At 64.6% G+C, this 14,405-nt stretch carries 11 protein-coding genes; 5 read left to right on the top strand and 6 right to left on the bottom strand.

Annotated features, from left to right (window positions below; genetic code table 11):
* Positions 1–140 precede the first annotated feature (140 nt).
* Entirely contained in the window at positions 141–950 is an 810-nt protein-coding gene (locus Q0687_RS21540) for a DUF1295 domain-containing protein (protein WP_298880960.1), read from the top strand.
* Complete coding sequence (locus Q0687_RS21535) at positions 947–1,987, top strand: cyclopropane-fatty-acyl-phospholipid synthase family protein (RefSeq protein WP_298880958.1); 1,041 nt, start codon at positions 947–949, stop codon at positions 1,985–1,987. The genes Q0687_RS21540 and Q0687_RS21535 overlap by 4 nt, the downstream gene beginning before the upstream one ends.
* Before the next feature lie 4 nt (positions 1,988–1,991).
* Here the strand turns inward: Q0687_RS21535 and Q0687_RS21530 are convergent, their stop codons facing one another.
* On the bottom strand, positions 1,992–2,960 hold the full coding sequence (locus tag Q0687_RS21530) for a phosphate acetyltransferase (RefSeq protein WP_298880955.1): 969 nt from the start codon (positions 2,958–2,960) through the stop codon (positions 1,992–1,994).
* A 336-nt stretch (positions 2,961–3,296) separates the two neighbouring features.
* Here Q0687_RS21530 and Q0687_RS21525 point away from each other — a divergent pair, with 336 nt between their 5' ends.
* The 3 genes from Q0687_RS21525 (at position 3,297) to Q0687_RS21515 (ending at position 8,905) form a co-directional block, all read left to right on the top strand.
* Positions 3,297–4,454, top strand: coding sequence for an efflux RND transporter periplasmic adaptor subunit (locus tag Q0687_RS21525; RefSeq protein ID WP_298880952.1), 1,158 nt, complete (start codon positions 3,297–3,299; stop codon positions 4,452–4,454).
* A gap of 6 nt (positions 4,455–4,460) precedes the next feature.
* A complete protein-coding gene (locus tag Q0687_RS21520; protein WP_298880950.1) occupies positions 4,461–7,616 on the top strand; it encodes a multidrug efflux RND transporter permease subunit in 3,156 nt (1,051 codons plus the stop codon).
* A 161-nt stretch (positions 7,617–7,777) separates the two neighbouring features.
* Positions 7,778–8,905, top strand: a complete 1,128-nt coding sequence (locus Q0687_RS21515; protein ID WP_298880949.1) for an AAA family ATPase — start codon at positions 7,778–7,780, stop codon at positions 8,903–8,905.
* Between the two features lie 398 nt (positions 8,906–9,303).
* On the opposite strand, the gene Q0687_RS21510 is transcribed toward Q0687_RS21515, so the two are convergent.
* From Q0687_RS21510 to fba, 5 genes are all read right to left on the bottom strand, one after another.
* The gene (locus Q0687_RS21510; protein WP_298880947.1) at positions 9,304–10,089 is read right to left on the bottom strand and encodes an inositol monophosphatase family protein; all 786 of its coding nucleotides are present in this window, start codon (positions 10,087–10,089) and stop codon (positions 9,304–9,306) included.
* 128 nt (positions 10,090–10,217) lie between these two features.
* Positions 10,218–11,312 carry an HcpA family protein gene (locus Q0687_RS21505; RefSeq protein WP_298880945.1) on the bottom strand — a complete coding sequence of 365 codons (1,095 nt, stop codon included), beginning with the start codon at positions 11,310–11,312 and terminating at the stop codon, positions 10,218–10,220.
* An 8-nt stretch (positions 11,313–11,320) separates the two neighbouring features.
* Positions 11,321–11,989 carry a thiamine phosphate synthase gene (locus Q0687_RS21500; protein ID WP_298880942.1) on the bottom strand — a complete coding sequence of 223 codons (669 nt, stop codon included), beginning with the start codon at positions 11,987–11,989 and terminating at the stop codon, positions 11,321–11,323.
* Positions 11,990–11,992: 3 nt separating this feature from the next.
* The gene (locus tag Q0687_RS21495) at positions 11,993–13,018 is read right to left on the bottom strand and encodes a class I fructose-bisphosphate aldolase (RefSeq protein ID WP_298880939.1); all 1,026 of its coding nucleotides are present in this window, start codon (positions 13,016–13,018) and stop codon (positions 11,993–11,995) included.
* A 310-nt stretch (positions 13,019–13,328) separates the two neighbouring features.
* Positions 13,329–14,396, bottom strand: a complete 1,068-nt coding sequence (fba, locus tag Q0687_RS21490; protein WP_298880936.1) for a class II fructose-bisphosphate aldolase — start codon at positions 14,394–14,396, stop codon at positions 13,329–13,331.
* Positions 14,397–14,405: the final 9 nt, after the last annotated feature.

Raw genomic sequence — 14,405 nt, 5'->3', positions numbered from 1 at the left:
TGGCACAGGCCGGGTGCAAAAAAAGCGCCGGATGTGCGGATTTCGGGAAGGGGTGGGGAACCCAAAGCTGAAACCGCGCTTTGATACAGACGTATTTTGCAAAACTTCGGCATTCCACAGGCTTAGGTCGGATTTTTTGCATGGCGATGTTTCTTGGGGGATTGGCTTCCATCGCGCTCTCGCTCGCGGTCCTGATGGCATTCGCCTGGGTTGTGCAGCAGCGCAGCGGCAATTCCGGCTGGGTCGATACGATCTGGACCTTCTCGGTCGGGCTGGTCGGCGCCGGCAGCGCGCTGTGGCCGCTCGGAGGCGAGGGGTCCAATGTCAGGCAGTGGCTGGTGGCCGGCCTGGTCGCGGTCTGGTCGCTCCGGCTCGGCACCCATATCGCGATCCGCACCAGGGGGATCACCGACGACCCCCGCTATGCCGCCTTTGCCGCCGAGTGGGGCCTCAATGCTCCCAGGCGGATGTTCATCTTCCTGCAAAACCAGGCGCTGGGCTCGGTGCCGCTGGTGTTTTCGATCTTCGTCGCCGCGCATGTGCCTGAACCGGCCTTGCGGATTCAGGACGTCCTTGGAGCCGTCATCCTGCTGATCGGAATCGCCGGCGAGGCGTTGGCGGATGCGCAGCTGCGCCGCTTCCGGCATGACCCCGCCAACCATGGCAAGGTCTGCGATGCCGGCCTGTGGCGCTGGTCGCGCCATCCCAATTATTTCTTCGAATGGTTCGGCTGGCTCGCTTATCCCGTGATTGGTCTCGCAGCCGGCTATCCCTGGGGCTGGGCCAGCCTGCTCGCACCCATCTTCATGTACTGGATCCTGGTCCACGTCACCGGCATCCCGCCGCTGGAAGCGCAGATGCTGCGATCGCGCGGCGAGCGCTACCGCGCCTACCAATCCCGAACCAGCATGTTCTTTCCGTTGCCACCGCGAGAGGGAATGGCCGCATGAGCGTCGTGTCCACGATCATCGGGACTGCCGAACGCGTGCCGTTGCCGGATCTGGTGGTTCGCGCCGCCATCCAGCGCCTGTGCTCACGCACCGCAACGCGCCTCGCCGCGCACGGCGCAGCCGACGATGCCGCCTTCGCAGGAAAGATGATGCTGCGGCCGATCGCCGAGCACACGGACGCCGCCAACAGCCAGCATTACGAAGTGCCGCAAAGCTTCTTCGCGCAGGTGCTGGGCCCGAACCGGAAATATTCCTCCTGCTTCTACAAGACGGATGCGACGACGCTGCAGGAAGCCGAGGAGGAATCGCTGCGCCAGACCGTCGAGCATGCCGGTCTTGTCGACGGCCAGACCATCCTCGAGCTCGGCTGCGGCTGGGGCTCGCTGTCGCTGTGGATCGCGCGGCAGTTTCCGCATGCCCGGGTGACCGCGGTCTCGAACTCGCAATCGCAGCGCGCCTATATCGAGGACATCGCGCAGCAGCGCGGCCTGCTGAACTTGCGCGTCGTCACGTCGGACATGAACGTGTTCGCGCCGGAAGGCCGGTTCGACCGCATCGTCTCGATCGAGATGTTCGAGCACATGATGAACTGGCGCAAGCTGATGACGCGCGTGCGCTCATGGCTCGCGCCGGACGGGCGCTTCTTCATGCACATCTTCACCCATCGCGCCGGCTCTTACGTGTTCGATCGCGCCAATCGCGAGGACTGGATCGCGCAGCATTTCTTCACCGGCGGGGTGATGCCGAGCCATCAGCTCGTCAGGCAATATGCCGATATCTTCGAGGTCGAGAAGGAATGGCGCTGGAGCGGCACGCATTATCAGCGCACGGCCATGGACTGGCTCGCCAATTTCGACGCGCATCGCGACGCGATCGAAGCCTGCTTGCGCAACGTCTATGGCGAGGACACCGCGTTGTGGATGCGGCGCTGGCGCTGGTTCTTCCTCGCCACCGCAGGCCTGTTCGGCTACGCTGACGGCACGGAATGGGGCGTCAGCCACTACCGGATGAAGGCGGCCGGCCGGGAGGCCTGTTAGCCCCTCAGACCGGGGGAACGGGATGGAGGCGTCGACGTGCGTCGGCAGCGAGCACGGCCATCGCACAGGAGGCCAGGCGCGCCCGCACGCTGTCAGCGCGCGAGGTCAGTACGATCGGCACGCGAGCGCCGAGTACGATGCCCGCGGCATCGGCTTTGGCAAGGAAGGTGAGATTCTTCGCCAGCATGTTGCCGGCCTCAAGATCGGGCACGACGAGGATCTGTGCCCTGCCTGCAACGGGCGATTTGATGCCCTTGATCTCAGCCGCTTTCAGATCGACCGCGTTGTCGAAGGCAAGCGGACCATCCAGGATGCCGCCGGTGATCTGGCCGCGGTCCGCCATCTTGCACAGCGCAGCGGCATCGATCGTCGAGGGAATCTTGGTCGTCACGGTCTCCACGGCCGATAGCAGCGCGACGCGCGGGTGCGATCCCAGCCCGATCTGGATGAACAGATCAATCGCGTTTTGCACGATGTCGCGCTTGGCGTCGAGATCCGGGAAGATGTTGATTGCCGCATCCGTGATGAAGAGCGTTTCGGCGTAACCGGGGACGTCCATCACGTAGACGTGGCTGATCCGCCGGTTGGTGCGCAGCCCCCCGGCGACTGCCGTCACGCTTCGCATCAATTCGTCGGTATGCAGGCTCCCTTTCATCAGGAGCTCGCCGCGGCCTTCGTGCACGAGTTCGACGCCTTTGGCAGCGGCTGCATCGCTGTGCGGCGCATCCACGATCTCGAACCTCGCGATGTCCAAGCCGTGGCTGGCCGCCGTGGACCTAATCCTGTCGCGCGGGCCGACGAGAATCGGCTTGATGATCCCGATCTCCGCAGCTTCGCAGACGCCAGCCAGTGATGTCTCGTCGCAAGGATGGACGACAATGGTCGCGGCGGACGGAACATGTTTGGCCGCAACGATCAGGCGCTCGTATCTGGCGTGAGGCGCATATCCGGGTTCAACAAGGGCTGTGCTCATCGATTCACCGCTTATCAGTCCCGCAAGGTAGTCGCCTTGATCTCGCGCAAGAGTGAGGGGCGCCAACCCGCTGCGATGTTCTGTCACAGCAGGTTGGGGTGGAACCGGACTCACAATCCGGTGAGTCCAAAAAATCGGCCTGAACTCAGCGCGATAGCGCGTGTGACATTGAGCCGCCCGCGCGATGCGTTGCGTTGCAGCACGTCCATTCTATTTTGGTCGGAGCAGTCGCGGTGACGACCCAACACGGGCGTTGCGCGAGGCTTGATCAGTTTCAACATTTTTGGGGCACTTAACTTCATGTCAGGACTTCCAGCGCGATCGGCATGCGTTGCAATGATGCTCGCGGCCTTTGCGCCGCTGCTTGCTGCTTGCGACGAATCTTCATCTGCCGTCTCAGTTGCCCAATCCATCGAACCCGATGTCAGCATCGTCACCGTCAAGCCACAGCCGCGCGCCGTGGTGCGCGAGCTGCCGGGCCGCATCTCGCCGACGCGCGTTGCCGAGGTGCGCCCGCGCGTGTCGGGCATCGTGGTCGAGCGGCTGTTCCGCCAGGGCAGCGAGGTGAAGGCGGGCGATCCGCTCTATCGGATCGATCCGCGTCCGTTCGAGGTCGAGGTCATGGCCAACGAGGCCGGGCTTGCCAAGGCTGAAGCTGCGTTGATGCAGGCGCAGCAGCAGGCGCGCCGTATCGCGACGCTGACCAGCCAGCGTGCCGCGCCTGAAGCCGAGAACGAAAAGACCATCGCTGCGGAGCTACAAGCCAAGGCCGAGGTCGAGGGCCGCAAGGCCGAGCTCGCGCGCGCCAAGCTCAATCTGGACTATGCGACCGTGCGCGCGCCGATCGACGGCGTGGTCGGTGCGGCCCTGGTCAGCGAGGGCGCGCTGGCCGTGCAGAACGAGACCAATCTTGCAACCGTCCAGCAGCTCGATCCTGTTTATGCCGACTTCACCCAGTCGGTGACCGAGCTCAACCAGCTCCGTCGCGCCTTCGAGAGCGGCGATCTCGATCGCATCGAGTCCGATGCCGTCAAGGTGCGCCTCGTGCTCGACGACAACACCATCTATGGGCTCGACGGCAAGCTGCTGTTCTCCGACGCCAAGGTCGACGCCCATACCGGTCAGGTGACCTTGCGCGGCGAGTTCCGCAATCCCAAGCGCGAGCTGCTGCCGGGCATGTATGTCCGCGTCCGCCTCGACCAGGGTTTGGACTCCGACGCCATCGCGGTGCCGCAGCAGGCGGTCCAGCGCAATGGCGGTGGTGGCAGCGAGGTGTTCGTCGTCAAGGACGACAATCGCATCGTGGTGCAGCCTGTTCGTACCGGTTCGGTGCAGGACGGCGTCTGGTTCGTCACCGAGGGCCTGAAGGCCGGCGACAAGGTCGTGGTCGAAGGCTTCCAGAAATTTGCAGCCGGCGACAAGGTCAAGCCGCAAGCCTGGGCCGAAGCCGAGGCGAGCGCGGATAACAGGCACGCCCTCAAGGTCACGCAGTAACTGATCATGCCGAGCTTCTTCATCGACAGGCCGATCTTCGCCTGGGTCGTCGCGCTGTTCATCTGTCTGATCGGCGCGATCTCGATCCCGCTGCTGCCTATCGCGCAATATCCGATCATCGCGCCGCCCTCGATCTCGATCTCGACGAGCTATCCGGGCGCGTCGCCGGAAAACCTCTACAACAGCGTCACGCGGCTGATCGAGGAGGAGCTCAACGGCGCCTCCGGCATCCTCAATTTCGAATCGACCAGCGACTCGCTCGGCCAAGTCGAGATTACAGCCAATTTCCAGCCGGGCACCGACACCAACGACGCCTCGGTCGAGGTGCAGAACCGCATCAAGCGCGTCGAGGCGCGGCTGCCGCGCGCGGTGATGCAGCAGGGCATTCTGGTCGAGGAGGCCTCCAGCGCGGTGCTGCAGATCATCACGCTGAGCTCGACCGACGGCAGCCTGGATGAGGTCGGCCTTGGCGACTTCATGATCCGCAACGTGCTCGGCGAGATCAGGCGCATTCCCGGCGTCGGCCGCGCCACGCTCTATTCGACCGAGCGCAGCCTTCGCGTCTGGGTCGATCCCGCAAAGCTGGTCGGCTATGGACTGACCGCCGACGACGTCAACAAGGCGATCGCGGCTCAAAATGCCCAGGTCGCCTCGGGCAGCATCGGCGCCGAGCCGTCGACCGATAGCCAGCGCACCTCCGCGCTGGTGCTGGTCAAGGGCCAGCTCTCCTCGCCGGACGAATTCGGCGCCATCATCCTGCGCGCCAATGCCGACGGCTCGACCGTGCGGCTGCGCGACGTCGCGCGCATCGAGGTCGGCGGCCTCAGCTATCAGTTCAACACGCGCCTCAACGGCAAGCCGACCGCCGGTCTGTCGGTGCTGATGTCGCCGACCGGCAATGCGCTGGCGACCGCGGGCGCGGTCGAGGAAAAGATGAAGGAGCTTTCGCGCTTCTTCCCGGCCAACATCAGCTATGAGATCCCCTACAACATCACGCCCGTGGTCGAGGCCTCGATCAAGAAGGTGCTGTCGACCCTGGTCGAGGCCGTAGTGCTGGTGTTCGTGGTGATGTTCCTGTTTCTCCAGAACATCCGCTACACCATCATCCCGACCATCGTCGTGCCGGTGGCGCTCCTGGGCGCCTGCACCACGCTGCTGCTCGCCGGCTACTCCATCAACATGCTCAGCATGTTCGGCATGGTGCTGGCGGTCGGCATCCTGGTCGACGACGCCATCGTCGTGGTCGAGAATGTCGAGCGCATCATGACCGAGGAGGGCCTGCCGCCGAAGGAAGCGACGCGGAAGGCGATGTCGCAGATATCAGGCGCCATCATCGGCATCACGCTGGTGCTGATGGCTGTGTTCGTGCCGATGGCGTTCTTCCCGGGTTCGGTCGGCATCATCTATCGCCAGTTCTCGGTGACGATGGTTGCGGCGATCGGCTTCTCCGCCTTCCTCGCGCTGTCGCTGACGCCGGCGCTGTGCGCGACCCTGCTCAAGCCCGTCGCAGCCGGCCACGGTCATGCCAAGAGGGGTGTGTTCGGCTGGTTCAACCGCATGCTCGAAGGCGGCAAGCAGGGCTATTCGCGTACCGTCGGCTTCTCGCTCAAGCGCACCGGCCGCCTGATGCTGATCTATGTCACGTTGCTGGCAGGCCTGTCCTGGGCCTTCGTCAACCTGCCCGGCGGCTTCCTGCCCGTCGACGACCAGGGCTTTGTCACGACCGACGTGCAGACGCCGTCCGACTCCTCCTACGGCCGCACCGAGGCCGTGATCGAGAAGGTGGAAAAATATCTGGCGCAGCGGCCGGGTGTCGACAACGTCACGTTCCTGACCGGCTTCAGCTTCTCCGGCCAGGGCATGAACACCGCACAGGCCTTCATCACCCTGAAGGACTGGTCGGAGCGTAGACCGAAGGAATCGGCTGCGGCTGTTGTCAATGACATCAACCGCGATCTCGGGGCATCGATCCGCGACGCCAAGATCTCGGCGTTGCAGCCGCCGCCGATCGACAATCTCGGCAATTCCTCGGGCTTCTCGTTCCGCCTGCAGGACCGTGGCCAGAAGGGCTATCCGGCCCTGATGCGCGCCGCGGACCAGCTGATCGCCGAGGCTAATGCCAGCCCCGTGCTGCAGAAGGTCTATGTCGAGGGTCTGCCCGAGGCGGGCGTCGTCAATCTCGTGATCGACCGCGAGAAGGCCGGCGCCTTCGGCGTCACCTTCGAGGACATCAACAACACCATCTCGACCAATCTCGGCTCGAACTACATCAACGACTTCCCGAACCGCGGCCGCATGCAGCGCGTCGTGGTTCAGGCCGACAGCCGCGATCGCATGAAGGCCGAAGACATCCTCAACTACAACGTCAAGAACAGCCGCGGCCAGCTGGTGCCGTTCTCGTCCTTCGCGACGGTCGAATGGTCGCGCGGCCCGACCCAGATCGCCGGCTTCAACTATTATCCGGCGGTGCGCATCTCGGGTGAGGCAAAACCCGGCTTTACCTCGGGCGATGCCATCGCCGAGATGGAGAAGCTCGCCGGAAAACTGCCGCGCGGCTTTGGCTATGAATGGACCGGTCAGTCGCTCCAGGAAAAGCTGTCGGGCTCGCAGGCGCCGTTCCTGCTGGCGCTCTCGGTGTTCGTGGTGTTCCTGTGTCTGGCCGCGCTCTACGAAAGCTGGACCATTCCGCTCGCGGTGCTGCTCACCGTGCCGCTCGGCATCGTCGGCGCCGTGGTCGCGGCGATGTTGCGCGGCCTGCCCAACGACGTCTATTTCACCGTCGGCCTGATCACCATCATCGGCCTTGCCGCCAAGGACGCGATCCTGATCATCGAGTTCGCCAAGGATCTGCGAAAGGAAGGCAGGCCGCTGGTCGAAGCGACCATCGAGGCCTGCCGCCTGCGCTTCCGCCCGATCTTGATGACCGGTCTCGCCTTCATCTGCGGCGTGCTGCCGATGGCCATCGCCCACGGTGCCGGCGGCGCCAGCCAGCAGGCGCTCGGCAGCGTCGTGATGGGCGGCATGATCGCGGTGGTGATCCTGGCGCTGTTGATGGTGCCGGTGTTCTTCGTCTCGGTGCAGCGCGTGCTGGCCGGGGACAGGGAGCCGAAGGCCGCGAAGCAAGGCGAGGCGTATGGCCCGCCTGCGCCGGTGAGGCCGTAACGCACACTGTATTCCGGGCTCGCGCCAACAGGCGCGCCCGGGAATGACGAGCGGAGTGCTTGCCTTCCCGGGTCGGTCAATCCAGACTACATCTCTGGATTGAATGGCGTGCATTCGCTTCCCGGCGCGAGGACGCACAGCCTGCCGATTGTGAGCATGTGATGCGTCTGACCGACATTGCGATCTCGAACTATCGCTCCATCCGGCGGCTCTCGATCCCAATTCACCCCTTGTCGGTATTCATCGGCGAGAACGGGGTCGGCAAATCCAATCTCTACAAGTCATTGTCACTGTTGCGCGACGCCGCAACGGGGCGGATCACGCGCGGGATCGCCGACGAAGGCGGATTGAATTCGGTCTGCTGGTCCGGCATTCGCAAACGCGGCGAAGATGGACGACTGCGGTTGTCGGCCACATTCGATCGCCTGAGATATTCCATCGAGATCGGATTTCCCAGCCCGCTTGCGGCTGCGTTTGCGGGCGAGCCGATGATCAAGGAAGAAAGCATCGAGGCGACGCAGGGCAAGCGAACGGTTCGCCTCATGGAGCGGAAAAATTCGCTCGTCAGCGTCCGTGACGACGGAGGCACATGGAGCAGCCACAAGGATGCGGTGCTGCCGTCCGAGACGGCGCTTGCGGGATTTTACGACGGCAAGCAATGCCCCGAGATCGATCTGATCAGAAACGCGATGCTGGGCTGGCGCTTCTATCACGATTTTCGCACCGATCCGGCGTCACCGATACGAAAGCCTTGCCTCGCGATCACGACGCCCTCGCTCAGTGCCGACGGAAGCGATCTGGCCGCGGCCCTGGCGACACTCTATACGATCAGGCAAGACGCCACCGACCTGCAGGACGCAATCCAGGACGCATTCCCGGGCGCCGAGCTCCGCGCATGGGAAGCTGGCGGATTGTGCGAATTCGATCTGCAGCTCGAGGACATGCCGCGGCCGTTTAGGGCGCACGAACTGTCCGACGGGACGCTGAAATACATTTGCCTGCTCGCGGTGTTCATGGGCTATCGACTGCCGCCGTTCATCGCGTTGAACGAACCCGAGGCCAGCCTGCATCCATCGTTGCTGGCACCATTGGCCCGGCTGATCGCCAAGGCGTCGCAGCGCGCCGACATCTGGATCGTCACCCATTCGGAGCAGCTGATGGAGGCATTGCGAAGCGAGAGCTCGGTCCCGCTTCGCCGCGTCGTGAAGGCGAAAGGCGCCACGTCGATCGAGGGCCTGACCCTCGGCGGCGAATATCGCGAGGAGGAGTTGGACGATGACGACTCGTAACCGCTTTGCGTCGAGCCGCAGCGAAGATCGGTTTCGGTAAGGGGCGCACGACGTCTCACTCCCTCGCCCCGTTCTTACGGGGAGAGGGTGGGGTGAGGGGCTGTCTCCACGGCCTCGGTTCGATGTGACTAGAAGGCTCGGCCCGCGCGATCGGCATGCGGGGCTATCGCATATGAGCTTATTGAGCGACCTGCGCGCACGCCTCGTCCTTCGAGACGACCGCTCCGCGGTCTCCTCAGGATGAGGCTAAACGGCATCGGCGCCCGCTAAAACAGCTACCGCACACTCAGCCCTCATCCTGAGGGCCCGCCAACGGCGGGCGTCTCGAAGGATGCGCCGCAGGAAAACCGTTCCCATATGCGATGGCCCTACCGCATAAGGGCGGGGAGAGGTTAAGCCTACTTCCGCAAGATCCTCACCAGCTCCCCGTGCACGTACTCATTGCCGCACACGACGTCGCCCGTGACCAGCGCATCGCCCGGGGTGTTGATGTCGCTCACCGTGCCGCCGGCTTCGCGCACCATCAGCATGCCGGCGGCGATGTCCCAGGATTGCAGATTGCGCTCCCAATAGCCGTCGAGGCGGCCGGCGGCAACGAAGGCGAGGTCGAGGGAGGCGGCGCCGAAGCGGCGGAGGCCTGCGACGCGGTCCTGGATCGCGGTCATCTCGCGGCGGAATTCCTCGTGGTCGCCGCGGCCGATATGGGGCAGGCCGCAGGCCACCACGCATTCGTTGAGCTGGCGGCGGCCGGCGACGCGCAGGCGCTGGTCGTTGAGGAAGGCGCCCTTGCCGCGCTCGGCGATGTAGAGCTCGTCATTGGCGGGGTTGTAGATCACGCCGGCGATCACGGTGCCTTCGCGGGCAAGCCCGATCGAGATCGCGAATTGCGGGATGCCGTGCAGGAAGTTGGTGGTGCCGTCGAGCGGATCGACGATCCAGGTGTGGCTCTTGTCGGAGCCTTCGCGCATGCCGCCTTCCTCGCCGATGAAGCCGTAGCCGGGGCGGGCCTTGGCGAGGTCCTGATAGAGGATCTCTTCCGCGCGCTTGTCGGCGAGCGAGACGAAATTGGCCGGCCCCTTCAGCGAGACCTGGAGATGCTCGATCTCGCCGAGATCGCGCTTGAGGCTGCGGCCGGCGCGGCGCGCGGCTTTGACCATGACGTTGATAGTGGCGGAATACAGCATGAGCTCTGGTCTTGATCGGGGGAGGGGCGCGAAGGGCGCCATTTGAGGGGATTGGGTGCCCCGCGAGGGGCCAAAGGTCAAGTGATTCAAGTCATTTGCAGGTCGCTTGCGGGTCATTTGGCGCCAGGTCATTTCTGCCCGAGCCATTTCTTGGCGGCGGCCTCCGCCTTGGCGCGGTCGTCGGCGGGCAGGTCGGAGAGCTGCTTATCGAGCTCCGGATCGCCCTTGCCCGATGTTTTGGCCACCAGATGCCATTTGAACCCCTCGATCTTGTCCACGGATGTGCCCATGCCGTTGATCAGGACCCAGGCGAGGCGGTTCTGCGCGATCGCGCTGCCCTGGCGGGCGGCCTTGCGCAGCAACGCGACGGCTGCGGGCTGGTTCTGGGGCGTGCCGGTGCCGTTGAACAGGGCAATGGCATATTCGACCTCGGCATCGACATTGTCGGCGAGCGAAGCCGCCTGGAGCAGCCGCACCGACCGTTCGAGGTCCTTCGGCACGCCGGTGCCTTCCTTGTAGAAGGTCGCAAGCGCGTATTGCGCCTCGGGCAGGCCGGCATCGGCCGCCTGACGCAACAACTCGGCGGAACGCTTGACGTCCTGCGGCAGGGTCTGTCCGTCCAGATAAAGCAAAGCAAGGTTATAGGCCGCCTTGGGCTCGCCGAGCTTGGCGGCGGAGGCCATCAGCTTGACCGCCTCGCCCTTGTCGACCGGGCCACCACGCCCGGCGATGCGCAGCATGGCGAGCGCGAACATCGCCTCGCGGTCGCCGGCATCGGAGGCGCGCTTGTACCATTCAACCGCCTTGGCGTAGTCGCGCCTGATGCCCATGGCGTTGGAATAGAGCTCGCCCAGCATGGTCATGGCCTTGGCGTCGCCGTTTTGGGCGCGCGCGGTGGCGAGGTCGAAGGCGGTCTTGTACTGGCCGCGCTGATAGGCGCCGAACACCAAATCGACGTTCGGATTGTCGGGAGCCGGCGCCGGTATCACGGTTGCCGGCAGCGTCGGGCTCGGCGAGGCCGACGGCTTCGGCGCCGTCTCCTTCTTGGTGATCGTGTGCGGAGCGACCTTTGGTTTTTCCTTGGGCGGCTCCTTGGCCTTCTGCCTGTCAGGGCTCGGGATCGTCGCCGGCGGCGTGATCTGGAGCTGCGCGGCCGCAGGCGTTGCAGGAAGTGACGCCGCCAGCAGCAGCGTGGCCAGAAGGGGGATGCGCGAAAGCGTCATGTCGCCTGCTAGCCCTGGCCCACGGTAGCCGCAGTGAAGGCCTTCTTGATCGCGGCGTCGGCCTCAACAAGCGCGGCCTTGGGTCCGCGCGGGTCGGCCCAGATGAAATCGCCGACCAGCACGAAATCGGCGCCGCTAGCGGCGAAATCATAGGCCTCCTCGATCGAGGTGGCGAAGCCGACACAGGGCGGCTCGAACAGCTCGGCCCACCAGTCCAGCCGCTCGGCGATTGCCTCGGCCGAGGGCCGCTGGCCTTTCGCATCGGGCTCGCCGAACAGCACGTAATCCGCGCCCATCTCGCCAGCTTCCATGGAATGGTGCCGCGTCGTCAGCCCGGCAACACCGGCGATGCGATCGGGCTTGAGCGATGGCAGCGCTTCTTTCAACGCGGCGATGCCGGGGAGGTGGGCCCCATCGGCGCCGCCGCGCGCAACCAACTCGGCATGGCCGTCGACGAGCAGGGCCGCGCCGGCCTTCTGCACGACCGGCGCCAGCGCCTTGATCCGCGAGATCATGGTGCGCTGGTCGGTCTCCTTCAGCCGCACCAGCACCGCTGCGACATCGACGGTTGCGAGCAGATCAGGCAACTCGCCAAGGAGCGCGGCGGGATCATCGACCTCTAGCGTCGCGAGATAAAGGCGCGGCGCCGGGCGGGGCGGAGGCGATTTGTTCGACAAGATCTAGGCTGCCTTCTTTTCCAGGCTGCTTTGCCATTCGCCCTTGGAGGCGAGGCCGTTCATGCGGGCGCGATGACTGAATGCATTCTGCCCGGCCGTAACATTCTCTGCCTTGCCCGACCAGGCTTTCTGCGGCGCGGCCTGCAGCGCGCGGCCGTAGGAGAAGGTCAGGCCCCAGGGCAGGGACCCGTGCTTGTGCATGGCATTGAGATGCGCGGTTGCCTCCTCATCCGACTGGCCGCCGGAGAGGAAGGCGATGCCGGGGACCGCCGCGGGCACGCAAGCCTTCAAGAGACGGATCGTCTTCTCCGCGACCTCCTCGACGGAGGCCTGCTTTGCGCATTTCTTGCCTGAGATCGCCATGTTCGGCTTCAGCACCATGCCCTCGAGCGCGACGCGCTGCACGTTCAATTCCTGGAACGTCTTGTTGAGCACGCGGCTCGTCACCTCATAGCAGCGGTCGATGTCGTGATCGCCGTCCATCAGCACCTCAGGCTCGACGATCGGCACGATCTGCGCGGCCTGGCACAGTGCGGCGTAGCGGGCAAGCGCGTGCGCGTTGACGCTGATCGCGGTCATCGAGGGGATACCGCCGGCGATATCGATCACCGCACGCCATTTGGCGAAGCGCGCGCCGCGCTCGTAATATTTCTTCAGGCGCTCGGCGAGCTTGTCCAGCCCGACCGTGACGGTTTCACCCGGGCACATCGGCAGGGCCTGCGTGCCCTCGTCGACCTTGATGCCCGGAATGGCGCCGCTCTGCTCGATCAGCTTCACCAGCGGCGTGCCGTCCTTGGCATCCTGCCAGATCGTCTCGTCATAGAGGATCACGCCGGAGATGTACTGGCTCATCGCCTCCTTCGACCGGAAAAGCATCTCGCGATAGTCGCGGCGGTTGGTTTCGGTGGATTCCACGCCAATCGCGTCAAACCGCTTCTTGATGGTGCCGGAGGATTCGTCGGCGGCAAGGATGCCCTTGCCCGAGGCGACCATGGCGGTCGCGATCCTGTTGAGCTCAGTCAGATTCATCGAGAGGTCCTCCCAAAACGATTCTGCCCTTGCCTGTGAAAATAGACCGTTCTCGGGCAATTGCCGAGTTAACGTTGGTCGCAGGGGAGGGGGAGGTCATGTTCACCTCTCCCGCCTGCGGGGAGAGGTCGGATCGCCCCCGGCGATGCGAAGCATCGTCCGGCGCGATCCGGGTGAGGGGGGACAGGTCTATCGATAGGGCGCAACTCGCGGAGAGGGCCCCTCACCCCGACCCTCTCCCCGTAAGAACGGGGAGAGGGAGGGATACATCACGCCACCTGCGCGTTCGCTCACGCGACGCGGCGATCGCTCACGCGACGCGGGGGTCCAGCTCGCCCTTGGCGTAGCGCTTGGCCATGTCGGCGGGGGTCAGGATCTTCTTGAACTTCGACGCCTGGCCGGCGGTGTTGAACTCCTGGAGCCGCTGCTTGCACAGCTTGGTCATGGCTTCCATGGCCGGCTTCAGGTACTTGCGCGGATCGAACTCTTCCGGATTGTCCTTGAGCACTTTCCGGATCTGGCCGGTCATGGCCATGCGGTTGTCGGTGTCGATGTTGATCTTGCGCACGCCGTGCTTGATGCCGCGCTGGATCTCGCTAACAGGCACGCCCCAGGTCGGCTTCATCTTGCCGCCATAGGCGTTGATGATGTCCTGCAGGTCCTGCGGCACCGAGGAGGAGCCGTGCATCACCAGATGCGTGTTCGGCAGCTTGCGGTGGATCTCCTCGATCACGTTCATGGCGAGGATGTCGCCGTCCGGCTTGCGGGTGAATTTGTAGGCGCCATGCGAGGTGCCCATCGCGATCGCGAGCGCGTCGACCTTGGTCTCCTGCACGAATTTCACGGCCTCGTCCGGATTGGTCAGCAGCTGGTCATGGCTCAGTTTGCCTTCGGCGCCGTGGCCGTCTTCCTTGTCGCCCATGCCTGTCTCGAGCGAGCCGAGCACGCCGAGCTCGCCCTCGACCGAGATGCCGCCGAGATGGGCCATGTCGGTCACGGTCTTGGTGACGCCGACATTGTAGGTCCAGTCGCCGGGGGTCTTGCCGTCGGCCTTGAGCGAGCCGTCCATCATGACCGAGGTGAAGCCGGCCTGGATCGCGGTCATGCAGGTCGCGGCCTCGTTGCCGTGGTCGAGATGCACGCAGACCGGAATGTGCGGGTAGATCTCGGTCACCGCGTCCATCATGTGCTTGAGCATGACGTCGTTGGCGTAGGAGCGCGCGCCGCGCGAAGCCTGGATGATGACGGGCGCGTCGACCTGGTTGGCCGCGTCCATGATCGCCAGTGCCTGTTCCATGTTGTTGATGTTGAAGGCCGGTACGCCGTAATCGTTCTCAGCCGCATGGTCGAGCAATTGACGCAACGTGATCCGAGCCATCTGTTTCTC

Origin of the sequence: uncultured Bradyrhizobium sp., assembly GCF_936928535.1 — a bacterium.
Taxonomy (GTDB): domain Bacteria; phylum Pseudomonadota; class Alphaproteobacteria; order Rhizobiales; family Xanthobacteraceae; genus Bradyrhizobium.
The sequence above is the reverse complement of the archived record's forward strand: the minus strand, read 5'-3'. Positions and strand labels throughout refer to the sequence as shown.